The 16,539-nt window shown below is 64.2% G+C and carries 7 protein-coding genes; 5 read left to right on the top strand and 2 right to left on the bottom strand.

What is annotated here, in order from left to right; translation table 11 throughout:
* The first annotated feature begins 76 nt into the window (after positions 1-76).
* On the top strand, positions 77-5,725 hold the full coding sequence (locus HOLFODRAFT_RS0201930) for an ATP-binding protein (protein WP_005036985.1): 5,649 nt from the start codon (positions 77-79) through the stop codon (positions 5,723-5,725).
* A gap of 361 nt (positions 5,726-6,086) precedes the next feature.
* Here the strand turns inward: HOLFODRAFT_RS0201930 and HOLFODRAFT_RS0201925 are convergent, their stop codons facing one another.
* Entirely contained in the window at positions 6,087-9,452 is a 3,366-nt protein-coding gene (locus HOLFODRAFT_RS0201925; RefSeq protein WP_005036986.1) for an adenosylcobalamin-dependent ribonucleoside-diphosphate reductase, read from the bottom strand.
* A 292-nt stretch (positions 9,453-9,744) separates the two neighbouring features.
* Here HOLFODRAFT_RS0201925 and HOLFODRAFT_RS22430 point away from each other — a divergent pair, with 292 nt between their 5' ends.
* On the top strand, positions 9,745-12,069 hold the full coding sequence (locus HOLFODRAFT_RS22430) for a PAS domain-containing hybrid sensor histidine kinase/response regulator (protein ID WP_005036988.1): 2,325 nt from the start codon (positions 9,745-9,747) through the stop codon (positions 12,067-12,069).
* A 155-nt stretch (positions 12,070-12,224) separates the two neighbouring features.
* Positions 12,225-13,133: a LysR family transcriptional regulator gene (locus HOLFODRAFT_RS0201915; protein ID WP_005036990.1), complete on the top strand. Its 909-nt coding sequence runs from the start codon at positions 12,225-12,227 to the stop codon at positions 13,131-13,133.
* 54 nt (positions 13,134-13,187) lie between these two features.
* Here HOLFODRAFT_RS0201915 and HOLFODRAFT_RS0201910 read toward each other — a convergent pair whose 3' ends face one another.
* The gene (locus tag HOLFODRAFT_RS0201910) at positions 13,188-14,102 is read right to left on the bottom strand and encodes a class I fructose-bisphosphate aldolase (RefSeq protein ID WP_005036992.1); all 915 of its coding nucleotides are present in this window, start codon (positions 14,100-14,102) and stop codon (positions 13,188-13,190) included.
* Between the two features lie 132 nt (positions 14,103-14,234).
* Here HOLFODRAFT_RS0201910 and HOLFODRAFT_RS0201905 point away from each other — a divergent pair, with 132 nt between their 5' ends.
* Together HOLFODRAFT_RS0201905 and HOLFODRAFT_RS0201900 are read left to right on the top strand one after the other, a co-directional pair.
* Positions 14,235-15,722: a hypothetical protein gene (locus HOLFODRAFT_RS0201905; protein WP_026938947.1), complete on the top strand. Its 1,488-nt coding sequence runs from the start codon at positions 14,235-14,237 to the stop codon at positions 15,720-15,722.
* A gap of 92 nt (positions 15,723-15,814) precedes the next feature.
* Positions 15,815-16,435 (top strand): hypothetical protein, encoded by a 621-nt coding sequence (locus HOLFODRAFT_RS0201900; protein WP_005036995.1) that lies wholly within the window; start codon positions 15,815-15,817, stop codon positions 16,433-16,435.
* Positions 16,436-16,539: the final 104 nt, after the last annotated feature.

The raw sequence follows: 16,539 nt of genomic DNA, 5'->3' as shown, positions 1-16,539 counted from the left end.
TGACCCTGCCATAAGCAGGATCATCATTGGCTGGAATGCCGGAGATACGGGTATTCCAAGCACGGGAGCAGTCAAGATGACCCAATGCCTTACCAGGGATTTCAAGAGGATCGCCATTATCAACCGAGGCGAACCGGCCATGAGACTCCTGCGGGCCGTCCGTGACTGGAATGCCATCCACGAGACCCGGATCAAGACCATCGCCCTCTATACGGAACCTGACCAGGCCGCGATGTTCGTGCGGGAGGCCGACGCCTCCCACTGCCTTGGAACCCCCATGTTCCTGGACGAGAAGGATCTCGACGAGGAAGGCAAGCCCCGCCGCAAGAGCCGTTATCTGGACTACACCGCCCTGCGGGAGGCTCTGGTGGCGACCCAGGCGGATGCCGCATGGGTGGGTTGGGGCTTTGTGGCCGAACACGCCGAATTCGCCGAACTCTGCACGGAGCTCGGCATCACCTTCCTGGGGCCCACGGCCGACGCCATGCGCAAGCTCGGGGACAAGATCGGTTCCAAGCTCCTGGCCGAGTCCGCAGGCGTTCCCGTGACCCCCTGGAGCGGGGGAGCTGTTGATTCCCTGGAGGCTGCGAAGACCCACGCCAAGCACATCGGCTTCCCCCTGGTCATGAAGGCTACGGCAGGCGGCGGTGGGCGGGGCATCCGCTTCATCCACAGAGAGGCGGATCTTGAGGACGCCTTCGAGACATGCGCCGCTGAGGCCCGCAAGGCTTTCGGCGACGGCACCGTTTTCATGGAAGCCCAGGTCAAGGCCGCCCGGCACGTCGAGGTCCAGATCCTGGCAGACCAGCATGGCACCACCTGGGCCGTAGGCACCCGCGACTGTTCTGCCCAGCGCAACAATCAGAAGGTGATCGAGGAGGCCCCTGCCCCCTTGCCCGCCGAAATCGATCGGGCCCTCAAGGAAGCCGCCGTCCGTGTCGCCAAGGCCGCTGGGTACACCAGCGCCGGCACGGCTGAGTTCCTCTACGAACCGGCCACCCAGGACAAGCCTGCGGGCTTCTTCTTTATGGAAATGAACACCCGCCTCCAGGTGGAGCACCCGGTCACCGAAGAGACCACGGGCGTGGACCTGGTGCAGATGCAGATTGCCGTGGCCCGGGGCGAGGCCCTGCCCCCCGAGCCGCCCGCCACCCACGGACACTGCATCGAGGTGCGGGTCTGCGCCGAGGATCCGGCCCGGAACTTCGCCCCGGCCCCCGGCAAGGTGGTCTGTTTCCGCCCCGCCTTGGGCCCCGGTGTGCGCACGGATTCCGGCATCCGGGAAGGGGACCAGATCCCCGTTGAGTTCGACTCCATGATCGCCAAGATCATTGTGACCGGCGCCACCCGTGAACAGGCCAGAGCACGACTGGTGCGGGCCCTGCTCGAATCCCTGCTCGTGGTCGAGGGCGGCAACACCAACAAGGCCTTCCTGCTCCAGCTCCTGCAGCGTCCCGAGTTCGCCACCTCCGCCATCGATACGGGCTGGATCGACTCCCTCATGCGCAAGGGCTTCGGCGGAGCCACCGGGCCCGATGCCTGGGTGGCCCTCCTCACCACCGCCATCGAACTCCACCGGAAACAGCACCACGAAGAGGAAATGAACTTCTTCGCCTCCGCTTCCCGGGGTCGGCCGGTCATGGCCCCCAAGCAGCGCCGCCCCATCGAACTGCGATACGGCGGTGGTACCTATCAGTTCCACGTTTCCACCCTGGAACCTGATTTCTACCGGATCCGAGTGGACAACGCCCAGATCGATCTCTGTTTGAGCCACGACGGCCCTTATGAATCGCGGGTTTCCTACGCGACTCCCGAAGGTCCCAGGCAGCAGCGGGTCATCACCGTGGCCACCGGCCTGGACCATCTGGTCGAGATCGATGGCTGGCGTTACGACATTTCCCGGGATCCCGGTGGCCTGCTGCGGGCTCCCGCCCCCGGCCTGGTCCTCAAGCTCCACGTCAAGGAGGGCAGCCAGGTCAAGGCTGGGGACCGCCTCCTGGCCCTGGAGGCCATGAAGATGGAGATGCCCGTGACGGCCTCCATCGACGGTCGGGTGCGCAAGGTCCTGGTGCGCCAGGGCGTCCAGGTCGCCGCCGGCGAGCCCCTGCTCGTGCTGGAGCCCCTGGTGGAAGCCGGAGCATCGGTGAAGGAGAGCGCCCGCCTCGAATTCCCCAGCAATACCGCCGTGCTGTCCCTTCAGAACGGCGATACGGACCACCGCACCCTCTCCCTGTTCATCCATCGCGAACTGCGCCGCCTCCTCCTGGGCTTCGACCTGGGGGATGACGCCCTGCGGGAGTTCCTGGCGGGTCTGGTGGTTTCCGACCCCGAGACCTCTGCTCCCCAGATCGATTTCGATATGGTGCCCCGCCTGCTGGCGGTCTACCTGGACATTGAGGGACTCTTCTCCCGGCAGTATTCGGGAAGCTCCAGTTCCATGCCCTGGACCTCCCATGAGCAGAGCTTCCACCTCTACCTCCGGGAATACCGCTCCGAGGGTAAGGGCCTGCCCGAGGACTTCCTCTGGGCCCTGCGCAAGGCACTGAAGCACTACGGCATCACCTCCCTGACCCCCTGCCCCGCTCTCAACAGCGCCCTGGTGCGGATCTTCCGTTCCCATCAGAGCCTCGCCACCAAGAACCGGGTCATGACGGCTCTGGTTCAGGCCTGTCTGGATCTGCCGACCTGGCGTGCTTCCGCCCGCCGCCCAGCCTTCCGGAAGATCCTGGACATGCTGGTGGCCCTCACCCAGGACGCCAGCCCCGCTGTCTGCGAGACGGCCCTCCAGGCCCGCTACCAGCTCTTCGAGGCCCAGGATCAGGTCCAGCGCAAGGAGGATGCCCTTGTCAAGGTGCGGGTGGCACTCCAGAAACTCCGGGAGGAGCACTCCTGCCTGGGACCCAGCTTCGATCAGCATGACTCCGAGGAACGCGCCGCCCTCATGAAGGAGTTGACGCGTTTCCCCTTCTCCCTCATGTCCCACTTCGCGCCCATGCTCCTCCAGGGCGAGGAGGGCCTGACGGGACTGGTCATGGAAGTGATGCTGCGCCGCCTCTATCGCCCCAGGCCGGTGAGTGAGCCCTGTGCCCTGCGGGTGGATGGCCGCCTGCAACTCCTGGCGCGCATCGAAAAGGACGGCCAGCCCATCCGGATCCTGGCCACCTTCGCGGAAATCGGCGCGATCAAAGAGGCCCTCAGCGGCCTGAACCATCTGGCGGCCCAGATCCCGACCGGCGCCCGGGCCGTGGTGGACCTCTTCGTTTCGATCCCTGAAGAACCCTGCGAAGAGTCGGACCACAGCCTCCTCACCGATGCCCTGACCATGTGTGAGCTGGATGCCCGCATACAACGGGTCTGCGTCATGCTCATCCACCCAGAAACGGCGATGCAGTATATAACCTTCGCCCGCAAGAAGAAGGGCTGGGAAGAGATCGCCGTCCAGCGGGGCTTCCACCCTGCGGTGGCCGAACGCCTGGAGCTCTGGCGCATGCGGGATTTTGACGCCCGCCGGGTCTTCAGCTCTGATGATCTCCATCTCTTCCATGCCAGGGCCCAGAAGAATCCCCGTGACGAACGGTTCTTCGCCACGGCTGAGGTGCGCGAGCTTCACCCCGTGCGGGATGCCGAGGGGCAGGTCATCGCCCTGCCGGAACTGGAATACACCCTCCTCGAGTCCTTCCATGCCATCCGGGGCCAGCAGCTGGGACGCGGCCCCAAGACCCGCCTTCCCTGGAACCGGGTCACGATTCTCTTCTGGCCGACCCTTCAGGCCCGCCGGGAGGATATCTTCCGGATCGTGGACCGCCTCTTCCCCTCCGCCCACAACCTGGGGCTGGAGAAGATATCCCTGCGCATGATGCTGCAGGAGGACAGCACACAGGAGCCTCAGGACATCGTCCTTTCGATCTCCGACCGCACCGGCCCACGCCACGAGATGACGCTGAACGAACCCCATTCCGAGCCCCTTAGGGCCCTGGATGACTACACCCTCAAGCTGGTGCGGGCGCGGCAACGTCGGGTTCCGTATGTCTATGAGATCGTCAAGATGATCGCCCCGGCGGAAGCCTCGGCCAAGTTCGCAGCAGGCGAGTTCGAGGAATACGATCTGGACCCAGAGAACGGCGATCGATTGATCTCGGTCAAGGGCCGCCCGTATGGCGAGAACGCCGCCAATGTGGTCGTAGGCGTGGTTCGGAACTTCACAGACAAGTACCCTGACGGCATCACCCGCGTCCTAGTGCTCGGCGATGCCATTCGCGAGTTGGGAGCCCTCTCGGAGCCGGAATGCCGCCGCGTCATCGCCGCCCTCAACCTGGCGGAGGAGATGAACATTCCCCTCGAATGGTTCCCGGTCTCCAGTGGCGCCAAGATCGCCATGGACTCCGGCACCGAGAACCTGGATTGGACGGCCTCCGTCCTGCGGCGCATCATCCACTTCACCCAGAAGGGTGGGGAGATCAACGTCGTGGTGGATGGCATCAACGTGGGCGCCCAGTCCTACTGGAATGCGGAATCCACGATGCTCATGCACACCCGTGGCTGCCTGATCATGACCCCCACGGGTTCCATGCTCCTCACCGGCAAACGGGCCCTGGACTATTCCGGCAGCGTCTCCGCCGAGGACAACCTGGGCATTGGCGGCTTCGAGCGCATCATGGGTCCCAATGGTCAGGCCCAGTACCACGCCCATGATCTGGGTGAGGCCTGCCAGATCCTGATGCGCTACTACGAGCACACGTACTGCGCACCTGGCGAGCCCGGTCCCCGCCGCCGTCCCACCAGCGACGAGATTGACCGGAATGTCTGCATGGAGCCCTACACCGGCCCCGAGCCCTTCGAGACCATCGGCGAGATCTTCCAGGAAGAGACCAATCCCGGCCGCAAGAAACCCTTCGATATCCGGGCCACCTTGCGTGCCGTCATCGACAAGGATTGCGAGCCCCTGGAGCGCTGGCCCATCCAGACCGATGCCGACGTGGCAGTCATCTGGGACGCCCACATCGGCGGCTGGCCCGCCTGCATGGTGGGAATTGAATCCAAACCCCTGCCCCGCATGGGCTATGTCCCCTCGGACGGTCCCGATTCCTGGTCCGGCGGCACCCTCTTCCCCCAGGCCTCCAAGAAGATCGCCCGGGCCATCAACGCGGCCTCCGGCAACCGCCCCCTCATCGTGGTCGCCAACCTTTCTGGCTTCGACGGTTCTCCGGAATCCCTGCGGCGTCTCCAGCTGGAGTACGGCGCCGAGATCGGGCGCGCCATCGTGAACTTCAAGGGGCCCATCGTCTTCTGTGTGGTGGCCCGCTACCACGGCGGCGCCTACGTGGTCTTCTCCAAGGCCCTGAACCCGAACCTCAAGGCCCTGGCCCTCACGGGCTCCTTCGCTTCGGTCATCGGCGGCGCCCCTGCGGCGGCGGTGGTCTTCCCCGAGGAGGCCCGCTCTCTGGCCCTCCAGGACCCCAGGGTGGTCCGGGCCGAGAAGCGCCTGAAGGCCGACCCCACGGCCCACAAGGCCCGCAAGGATCTCCAGACCATCCTGGCCACGGTCATGGCGGAAAAGACACGGGAGGTGGCCGAGCAGTTCGATGCCATCCATACCGTCCAGCGGGCCAAGCAGGTGGGCTCCCTGGATGGCATCATCGACCCCAACCAGCTCCGTCCGGCCCTCATCCAGGCCATCGAAGAAGGCATGGGTGTCGCTGGTCCCGCCACAACTGCAAAGAGCTGAGCCACAGGAAGACACCAAGGACACATACCAGCGACCCACGGCTTTGCCCCAGGGCGCATGCGTATCAGCAGCCTTTTCGGGAAACCCCCCGGCTCTGCCGGGGGATGTCTTTATCCTGCCCATCCTGCATATCCTGTTCAAAGCTTTTCAACAGGATATGCAGGATAAAAGCAGAAGGCTAATGAACTGCCGCGAAAATAACGACCATCGGCTTTTACACGCTCAATAAGACCACTATTTGACTCCAGAAGTTCAAACACCTTCAGGGTTGCCGCAACACTAGGGGGAGCGACGCTGTTGGAAAAAATAGGGCCGCACCCTGTGGAGTGCGGCCCGAAAGAGAAGCGGCTTCTGGTATCTGCTAGCTGCAACCCGTGGTGGCGCCGCAGGTCTGGCACTTCAGGCAGGCGCCGTTGCGCACCAGGGTCAGGTGGCCGCACTCGGGACAGGGATCGCCGGTGTAGCCCTTCTCGCGGGCGGACTGGGCGGCGCTGGCGCGCTGGGCGCCCACCGTGGCCATGGTCGGAGCGGGAGCCGCCACCCCCGCCACTTCCGCGGCGGAGAAGAGGGGCACCATGCCGGCGTTGGCGGCCTGGAAGTCCTGGGCGGGGCTCTCGGGCTTGCGGCTGTCTACCAGGTTCATGAGGCGCTCGGGGTCCACCTGGGCCAGCTCGAAGCGGCCCAGGTAGCTGATGGCCAAGTCCCGGAAGACGAAGTCGATGATGGAGGTGCTGAGCTTCACCGCATCATGGCCCGAGACCATGCCATTGGGCTCGAACTTGGTGAAGAGGAAGGCGTCGCAGTACTCCTCCAGGGGCACCCCGTACTGGAGACCCATGGAAACGGCAATGGCGAAGGAGTTGAGCAGGGAGCGGAAGGCCGCGCCCTCCTTGTGGATGTCCAGGAAGATCTCTCCAAGGGTGCCGTCCTCGTATTCCCCGGTGCGGAGATAGAGCTTGGTGCCACCTACGGAAGCCGACTGGGTGTAGCCGCCCCGCCGGTTGGGGAGCTTCTTGCGGTAGGTCCGCACCACCTGATGGGAGAGGGCCTCGGCCATCACCTGGGTCTTTTCGACCACCGTGGCCTCCTCGTCCGCCAGGGCTTCCAGGCCTTCGAGCTGCTCCAGGTTGGTGGCCAGGGCCTGGCTCATCTTGGAGCCGTCCCGGTAGAGGGCCACGGCCTTGAGCATGAGCTGCCAGGAGGCCTTGTAGATCTCGCCAACTTCCTCGACGGTGCTCTCGATAGCCAGGTTGATGGTCTTGCTGATGGCCCCGGAGAGGAAGGGCTGGGCGGCGCCCATCATGCGGATGTGGCCCAGGGGCGCGATCAGGCGCTGGCCCTTGCGACCACAGCGGTTGGCGCAGTCGAAGATGGGAAGATGCTCGGCCTTAAGGTGGGGAGCACCCTCCACGGTCATGGCACCGGCCAGGGCTTCCAGGAAGGTGCTGACGGCGGCTTCGGGGAAGTCCTTCTTCAGGCGTTCCACATCCAGGGTGAAGGCGGGGTCGAAGGCGGTGGGGAGCTTGGCCTCGATGACGGCCAGCTCTTCCTCCGTCCAGCCCTTGGCCAGGAGCTCCTTGCGGGTGATGCCGGGGGTCTGGTCCGTGATCTCAACCCAGCCCACCACGTAGCGTTCGATGTCCTGGATCTGGGTGGTGGTGTAGCCCAGGCGGGCCAGGGCTTCGGGAATGGCGCGGTTCACCAGCTTGAAGTAGCCGCCGCCGGAGAGCTTCTTGAACTTCACCAGGGCGAAGTCGGGCTCGACGCCCGTGGTGTCGCAATCCATGAGGAGACCGATGGTGCCCGTGGGGGCCAGCACGGAGACCTGGGCGTTGCGGAAGCCGTGGGCTTCACCCAGCTCCAGGGCCTTGTCCCAGCTCTGGCGGGCCGCGTTCAGGACGCTCTTGGGGATGCCCTCCCCCGTGAGGCCCTGGGGCGTGATGGAAAGGTTCTCGTATTCGGAGGTGGCGGCGTTGTAGGCGGCCCGGCGATGGTTGCGGATCACCCGCAGCATGTGGGCGCTGTTCTTGGCGTAGCCGGGGAAAGGACCGTGCTCCTTGGCCATCTCGGCGCTGGTGGCATAGGCGTCACCGGTGAGGATGGCCGTGAGGGCGGCGCACCACTGGGTGCCTTCTGGGCTGTCGTAGGGGATGCCCAGGCGCATCAGCATGGCGCCCAGGTTGGCGTAGCCCAGGCCCAGGGTCCGGTATTCGTAGCTCAGGCGGGCGATGGTCTCGCTGGGGAACTGGGCCATGAGCACCGAGATCTCCAGAACCATGGTCCAGAGGCGGATGCCGTGGCGGTAACCCTCCAGATCGAATCCACCATCAGGAGTGAGGAAGGCGCACAGGTTCAGGGAGGCCAGGTTGCAGGCCGTGTCGTCCAGGAACATGTATTCGGAGCAGGGGTTGCTCGCGTTGATGGGGCCATCCTCGGGGCAGGTGTGCCAGTCGTTGATGGTGGTGTTGAACTGCACCCCGGGGTCCGCGCAGGCCCAGGCGGCGTAGTTCACCTTGCGCCACAGGTCCTGGGCCTTGAGGGTCTTGCTGACCTTGCCATCCACCCGGCGGGTGAGCTGCCAGTCGCCGTCGGCCTCCACGGCGCGCATGAAGGCGTCGGGCACCCGGATGGAGTTGTTGGAGTTCATTCCGGCCACGGTGGCGTAGCCTTCGCCATCCCAGCCGGTGTCGTAGGTGTGGATGTCCCGCTCGAAGTCCCCCTGGGAGAGGCGGTACAGGCTCTGGGAGAGGAAGGCCGGGGCGGCGCCGTCCCTCTTGGCCTTGGCCAGGGCCTTGCGCAGCTTCTCGTTGGTCTTGGGGTCGGCATCGCGATCCACGCTGCCTTCCACGGCCTCGCAGAGGGCGTTCCAGTGCCTTACCAGCAGCTGGCTACCGGCGGCCAGCATGGCCACCTTGCGCTCTTCGTTGACCTTCCAGAGGATGAAGGGCTCGATGTCCGGGTGGTCGAGGTCCAGGCAGACCATCTTGGCGGCCCGGCGGGTGGTGCCCCCGGACTTGATGGCCCCGGCGGCCTTGTCACCCACCTGGAGGAAGCTCATGAGGCCGGAGGAACGACCGCCGCCCGACAGGGGTTCTTCGGCTCCGCGGATCTTGGAGTAGTTCGAGCCGGTGCCCGAACCGTACTTGAAGATGCGGGCCTCGCGCTCCCAGAGGTCCATGATGCCGCCGGGGTTCACCAGGTCGTCGTTCACGCTCTGGATGAAGCAGGCGTGGGGCTGGGGCCGCTCATAAGCGCTGGTGGACTGGCGCATCTCCCCGGTCTTGGGATCCACATAGCTGTGCCCCTGGGCGGGACCAGAAATGCCGTAGGCGAAGTGCAGGCCCGTGTTGAACCACTGGGGGGAGTTGGGGGCGCACATCTGGTTGGCCAGCATGTATACCAGTTCGTCATAAAACGCCTGGGCGTCGGCGGGACCGTCGAAGTAGCCGAAGCTTTCCCCCCAATGCCGCCAGCAGCCCGCCAGCCGATGGAAGACCTGTCGCGAATCGCTCTCGCCACAGTTCAGGGCATCGATGCCCTTCCGCCGGAAATACTTCTGAGCCAGGATGTCCACCGCCACCTGGGACCAGCTTTCAGGCACCATCACGTTCTTGGCCTCGAACACCACCGTGCCATCCAGCTTGGTGATGCGGCTGGTCCGGGGCACAAAAGGGATGCCCTCCAGGGGATCGCGACCCTGCTTGGTGAAGTGGCGGGAGATCTGCATGAATGCCTCGGACGCGAAACATGCCCTCCACCGGTGAAGGTGAAGAAGCGATAGGGGGTGGGTGGAACACGACACCCGCCCAGGGGATCAAGGGCGGTCTCGTCAAACCTCAAGGGGTAGTGTCGAGATACAAGATTCACCCCAAGATCTTGGGGTGTCAAGGGCCGATACCCCAATTCACGTCGAGTTCACCCGATCCCCATGTTTTTTCAAAGGTTAATCGTCGGTAAGGGAAAGGCCGAGACACCTATACTGAGCGGTACTCAGACCCGAGCGCAGAGCAGAAGCCACCATGCCCACCACCGACCCCCCCCAGAACGACATCCCGCGGCAGGAACTTGCAGATCGCCTGCGACTCAGCGAGCAGCGGTTCCGGGAGATCGTGGACCAGAACCCCTACGCCGTCCACATGATCGACACCCAGGGACACACTCTCCACGTCAACAACGCATTCCGCAGACTGTTCGGAGAGGCTCCGCCGCCAGGCTACTCAGTCTTCGAAGACCCCATGCTCATCGCCGCTGGACAGCGGGACGCCCTGATCGCCAGGTGCCGTGGGGAGGAGAGGCAGGCCCCGGAATTCTGGGCTGATCCCAGCAAATCGGACCCAAGAGTCCCCATCAGGCGCTTCTGTGTTCGCCTGAACGCCTTTCCGCTCCGGAATCCCGATGGGGAGATCGAAGCGTACGTGATCATGCTCGAGGACATCACGGCCAGGAAATTGGCGGAGGAAGCGCTCCGGGAGAGTGAGGCCAAGAACCGGGCCTTCGTGGAAGCCATTCCCGACCTCATCTTCTTCTCCACCGTGGACGGCATCTGCCTGGACTATCACAGCAGCCACGCCGAGGCGTTGCTCGTCGCCCCTGAGGAGTTCCTGGGCAAAAACATCATCGAATTCATGCCACCGGAAGTCGCCCAGCGCTGCCATGAGGCCTTCCGCCAAGCCGATCTCACCCATTCGGTCCAGGTCGTGGACTACAGCCTTCCCATGGGGGGGAAGTCGGTCGACTTCGAAAGCCGGGTCGTTTCCTGCCTCCCAGGCTCGGTCCTCTCCCTTGTCAGGGATGTCACGGAGAGAAACCGCGCCGAGAAGGCCCTGCGGGAAAGTGAGCAGCGCTTCCGGGGGTTCTTCATGAACACCAGCGACGGCATCCTCTGGCTGTCGGTTCAGGGAGCGGAGGATTATCGCATCGAGGATCTCAACCCGGCAGCCCAGGCCCACTTCCGGATCTCCGCCAGTTCCGCCAAGGGAAAGGCCCTGGGGGAGATCCTCCCCCCGGAAGGCGCTGCCAAGTTCATGAAGGGCTTCGAAGATTGCCTTCAGAGCGGCAGACCTCGAACCTTCACCGCCTCCCTGACACTCCCGGACGGCAGGAAGGACTTCACGACCCTGGCGGTCCCTGTCCTGCGGGGAGAGGGACGCTACGATATGGTGGCCATCGCCCGGGACATCACCCAGACCCTCCAGGCCGAACAGGCCATGCGACAGGCCCAGAAGCTGGAGAGCCTGGGCGTTCTGGCCGGGGGTATCGCCCATGACTTCAACAACCTCCTGACCGCCATCCTGGGCAACCTGAATCTGGCCCAGCTCCATCTCTCTCCGGCATCCCCCGCCCTGCCCTACATCGATAGCGTGGAGAAGACGATCCTCAGGGCCGCGGAACTGACCAAGCAGATGCTGGCCTACAGCGGGCGCGGCCGCTTCGTGGTGAAACCTCACGACCTCAACCATGTCGTACAGGAGATGGCTCACCTCCTGCATGTCTCCATTTCGAAGAAGATCAGCCTCCAGATCCATCCGACCATCCCCCTGCCCCCCATTGAAGCCGATGCTGCCCAACTCCAACAGGTGGTCATGAACCTCGTGACCAACGCCTCCGATGCCATCGGAGACCAGGAGGGCACCATCCAGATCACCACAGGGACCCAGGTGATGGACGAGGCCTTCATCCTGGCCCAACTCCACGGACAGGGCCTATCCCCAGGCCGATACGTGACCCTGGAGGTTTCCGACACGGGGTGTGGCATGACCCAGGAGGTCATCAGCCGCATCTTCGATCCATTCTTCACGACCAAAACCGTGGGACGTGGACTCGGTCTTTCCGCCCTCCAGGGAATCATCCGGGGGCACCATGCGGGCTTCCGCATCTATAGCGAGGTCGGCAAGGGGACAGTCTTCCGGCTATTCTTCCCGGCCATCGAAACCCCGGTGGTCCACCCGGAACCGCCTCAGAACCTTCCGGATTCCCGCGCGGGAGGACTGATCCTGTTGGTGGATGACGAGCCCAGCATCCGGGAAACCACCTCCACCATGCTTGAGGCCATGGGCTTCGAAGTCATGATGGCGAACGACGGAAGGGCCGCAGTGGATCTCTTCCAGCACCATGCTGATCGGGTCCGTCTGGTGCTCCTGGATCTGACCATGCCCCGCATGGATGGCCGGGAAGCCTTCCAGGCCATCCGGAGCCTGAACGCGAATACCCCCGTCATCCTGAGCAGCGGTTACACCGAGCAGGAAAGCAGTAAGGATTTCATCAACCAGAGCCTGCTCACCTTCCTCCAGAAGCCCTACACCTTCCGGGAGCTCAAGGCCGCGATCCAGAAGAGCCTTGAGTAGGCATTCCGGCCCGGGGTCCGGTATACTCGCTCCAAGTTCCCATTTGATTTAAGAAAATTTTCTGATTACCATTAGATCCTTGAATGGCTGTCACCTTTGTGTACGGTCCGCCTGGAAGGGCAGATCGGACGTGGAGGTTCTTGTGGGAGGAGCGTGTGGACATCAAGCAACTTCGTTGTTTCATGGCCGTGGCGGAAAACCTGAATTTCACCAAGGCTGCCAACCAGCTCTTCGTCACCCAGTCAGCCGTCAGCTATCAGATCGCGGGCCTCGAGAAGCAGTTGGACCTGAAGCTCTTCGTACGGGATCGCCATACTGTCCAGCTCACAGCGGCCGGGGAGGTGCTCTTCCAGGAGGCGAAGCGCCTGGTGGCGGAGTTCAATGATGCGGTGGACAAGGCCCGGATGACCGAAAGCGGCATGGTGGGCAAGCTCTCCATCGGCATCCTATCGTCATTCAAGTTTTTGCCATCCCTCATCAAGAAATTCAGGTCCAGCTACCCGAGCATCGCCGTGACGGTGACCCGCCACAACATGAACCAGCTCAACGAGGCCCTCAAGGCCGGGGAACTGGATCTGATCTTCACCATCTCCTTCGCCCTGGCCAATCTCCGCAACGTCCGTTCCTACACCTTCCTGCCGGACGCCGCCGCCATCTTCATGCGCCCCGACCACCCCCTGGCGTCCAAAGACAAGATCTCCATTCTGGATCTCAAGAAGGAACCCATCGTCAGCCTTTCCGCGGAATCCTCCGCTTCCGGCCTGGACTGGCTGGAGAAGATCTGCCGGAAGCGTGGATTCGCACCCAATATCGTCCAGTACTCCGATGATCTGGAAACCCTCCTCTTCATGATCGACGCCGGTCTAGGCATTGGCATCCTTGCCAAGCACGCCATCGGCTTCTACCCCAACTTCAAGCTGAAGGCCGTCCAACTGGAGGACCCGGATGCCAGCATCGAAGGCATCTGCGTCTGGAAAGACCGCAGCAGCAATCCCTCGGTGCCCCTGTTCCTGAAGAAGCTGGGCGTCGTGAGTCCGAACGAAGTCGATCTCTCAAAAGGATGACCAGAAGGGGGGCTGAAAAGCCCCCCTTCTCATATCAGATTCGACGAGGGGAGTTCAGCCCGCGTAAATTGCCATCACCGCGTGCAGCAGCTTGATGGCTTCCGTCTTGGGTCGCTGGAAGGCATTGCGGCCCATGATGGAACCGAAAGCGCCTCCGGCGGCAATCTCCCTGACCTCGGCCAGAACGTCCTCCGTGGCCTTGGCCTCGCCTCCAGAAAAGATCACGATCCGCCGACCCCCGAAGGCGGAATGCATGACCTCAGCCACTCGCTCACGCAGGGTCCCAACCGGCAGGTGATACTTCTCGTACACCTTGACGGCCTCCGGCACATAGGTGTTCGCCTTGGGTGGCTTGACCTTCACGATGTGGGCCCCCAGCTGGCAGGCGATCTGGGCGGCGTAGGCGGTCACGTCCGCCGCCTGCTCGCCCTCCTTGGCCAATCCCGACCCGCGGGGGTAGGCCCAGACCACGGTGGGGAGCCCAACAGCCTTGGCCTCGGCGATCAGGTCCCGCAGGTCCTCGTACATCACGTTGCGGTCATCGCTTCCTGGGTAGATGGTGTAGCCGATGGCGGCGCAGCCCAGGCGCAGGGCGTCCTCCACGCTGCCGGTGACGGCGCTGCAGGGCTCGACCTTGCTCAGGCTGTCGCTGTTGTTGAGCTTGAGGATGAGGGGGATCTCCCCGGCGTAGTCCGAGGCGATGGCCTCCAGGAAGCCCAGGGGGGCGGCGTAGGCGTTGCACCCGGCCTCGATGGCCAGCTCCACGTGGTAGCGGGGATCATAGGCCGGAGGGTTGGGGGCGAAGCTGCGGGCCGGTCCGTGCTCGAAGCCCTGGTCCACGGGAAGGATCACGAACTTGCCTGTGCCCGCCAGGCGCCCCGTATTCATCAAGCGGGCCAGATTGGCCTTCACGCCTGGGTTGTCGGACGCATACCAGGACAGGATTTCCTTCACGCGGTCAGTTGCCATGATGGCCTCCTAATTGGGGTGTGATCAGCCGCAGTATAGTCCCGCCTAGCCATTCATGCCCATCCAAGGGATGAAATGACTTATTCTTCACACCTATCGAATAGCAAACACCCCCCTGCCATGATGGAGACCATGCTCCGCCCCCTCCTCCTTTCCGCCTTGGGAACCCTGGTGCTCGCGGCCGGAAGCGAAGCTGCTCCCCGCCAAGTGGGGGACCCGGAGCTCCTGGAGCAGCTTGCCCCCTGGATGGAGAGCGCCATGGTGAGCACCAGGAACTTCGGGGCCTGGCCGGACACGCCCTGGGAATTGCGCCTGCACCCCGATGATGCCTCCTTTGAAGCGACCACCGCTGCGCCGACCGCCCGGGCTGCGGCCTGGATCGGCGATACCCTGCACCTTCGCCCCTGGGAGAAGCTGAGACGTCGGGATCTGGGCCCCCTTCTGCGCCACGAGTCCGCGCATCGCCGCCTTCTGGACCAAAACTTGACCCGCTGGCGGGAGGAGGCCCTCTGCCTGTGGGCCGAGGGCCACCCGCGCCCTCCCGATCCCCTCCCCCCGGACCCGGCTCCTGCCATCCAAGCCCGTCTGGACCTCGCCCTGGCCGCGGGCACCACCGCAAGCCAAGCCTGGGCCTACGCTTGGCTCCGGGCCTGGCTGGCAGGAAGCCCTCTGCCACAGCTCCCCCCGGTCTCCGCCACCACAAGCGACCCCTGGGAGGCGGTACCATCAGAAGCTCCGGTAACGGTAGTCTGGCCTCCAGAACGGCTTCCCCGGACCCTGGAAGTCAACGGCGAAGAGCTCCGATGGCAGGCGGGCGCCCATTACACCTTCCACGGCACAATCCGCTTCTCTCCTCCGGCCCCGGTATCGGCACTGGAAGGGAACTGCCGCCTGGAGGGCGTCTCCGCGGGCTGGCGCCTGAGCTGGACCACGACTTCAGAGACCTGGATCGCCGCAGCCACCGAGGGCGAACTGGGGGCCGAAGCCCCCTTCGAGGCCAAGCGGGCCTTGGCAGGGGTCCTCAAGGCCTGGCTGGGAGGGCCCAGGCACCCGGATGGAACCCTGTGTCCCCTCACCCACTGCGCCGTAGTGCGCGGCATGCCGACAGCCCAGGCCTTCGAGGCTGTCCGAACAGCACCGCCCTGGCCCATCCCCCCCGAACGGGCCCGTTTCACCGGCTCCCATGGCGGGGCGCCCATGAGCCCCAGGGAGGTCTGGGGCGGCCCGGATGACAGTGTGGCCCTTCCAGGCCCACCGATTCCGGAAGATCCATGGAATACCTGGACACGCCAGGTCAACCCCGCCCAGGTCAAGGCTCTGAAGTCCTCCGTTCGACCAGGGCTCAAACCCGGTCAGCGGGGCATCCGCCTGGGCGCCTCGGGTCCCTATGCCGTGGAATCCCTTCGGTTGGAGGCCGGACGCCGCTTCGGATGGACCCTCTGGCCCAGTAATGCCTGCGAGGCAACCCTGCTTCCAGATGGGAGCCTGCACCTCCTGGGCCACGGCTGGGGCCACAATGTGGGGCTGAGCCTCGCCTCAGCCATCCACCGGGCCCGCTCCGGCGAGAAGGCCGAAGCCATCCTTGCGGACACCTATCCCGGGGGTGCCCTGGATCACTGAATTCCATTGCACTGACAGCTATACTGACGACCGTTCTCAAACCCATCCGCGGGTCTACGGAATCGGCCCAGCCCCTTCAAAAGGAGTCTCAGATGGAAGCCAACATCACCCAGGATGCCATGGGCACCCACATCGACTGGAAGCATGAGGGCATCACCCCCCACATGATCGACTGGTTCTGGTCCAACATGGAGAAGAGCTTCCTCCTGTGGCACCCCGCCCAGCACGAGCCCCTGGTGTGGGCCGTCCCCGTCCAGCACGGCAACCCCATCGGCTCCGTGCACATCGCTCCCCAGACCTGGAACGACGGCACCCGCCAGAACCTCTACATCCGCTTCGAGAAGCTTGAGGATGTCCCCGCCGAGGTCCGCGACTACATCTGCTACGAGCACGTCGTCATCGTGGGCGGGCTGGGGCTGGGCGAAGAGGCCCTGGCCGCCGGGAACCCCATGGGCTACCGCATCCACCAGTGGGAGAAGACCGACTACGGCGTGGTCGGCAAGTCTTCCGCCATCGGTGGCCGCAAGAAGGAGACCCCCGCCGAGGGCATGATCTGGTCCGCCCACTGCATCGAGGAGATCGGCAACTGGGGCAACTTCCTCGCCCCCATCCACCAGCTCTTCAAGGTTGTGACCAACACCCAGTACAACCCCTTCGCCGACCTGAGCGTTGAAGGCAAGGGCCGCAACGCGAAATACAAGTTCATCAAGTAGTCTCCGACTCACCTTGATCGTCCGGGGCGCTCCACCAGGGGCGCCCCTTTTGCATTCTCTCAAGGTGCAGCAGCATCATCGGCTCGTGCGATCGGATCAGGCAG

It is taken from the genome of Holophaga foetida DSM 6591 (genome assembly GCF_000242615.2).
Lineage (GTDB): Bacteria > Acidobacteriota > Holophagae > Holophagales > Holophagaceae > Holophaga > Holophaga foetida.
The sequence above is the reverse complement of the archived record's forward strand: the minus strand, read 5'-3'. Positions and strand labels throughout refer to the sequence as shown.

Bases quoted from the DNA above. Each gene is read 5' to 3' on its own strand.
- HOLFODRAFT_RS0201930 (WP_005036985.1), top strand. From the start codon at position 77: ATGACCCAATGCCTTACCAGGGATTTCAAGAGGATCGCCATTATCAAC.
- HOLFODRAFT_RS0201925 (WP_005036986.1), bottom strand. From the start codon at position 9,452: ATGCAGATCTCCCGCCACTTCACCAAGCAGGGTCGCGATCCCCTGGAG.
- HOLFODRAFT_RS22430 (WP_005036988.1), top strand. From the start codon at position 9,745: ATGCCCACCACCGACCCCCCCCAGAACGACATCCCGCGGCAGGAACTT.
- HOLFODRAFT_RS0201910 (WP_005036992.1), bottom strand. From the start codon at position 14,102: ATGGCAACTGACCGCGTGAAGGAAATCCTGTCCTGGTATGCGTCCGAC.
- HOLFODRAFT_RS0201905 (WP_026938947.1), top strand. From the start codon at position 14,235: ATGCTCCGCCCCCTCCTCCTTTCCGCCTTGGGAACCCTGGTGCTCGCG.
- HOLFODRAFT_RS0201900 (WP_005036995.1), top strand. From the start codon at position 15,815: ATGGAAGCCAACATCACCCAGGATGCCATGGGCACCCACATCGACTGG.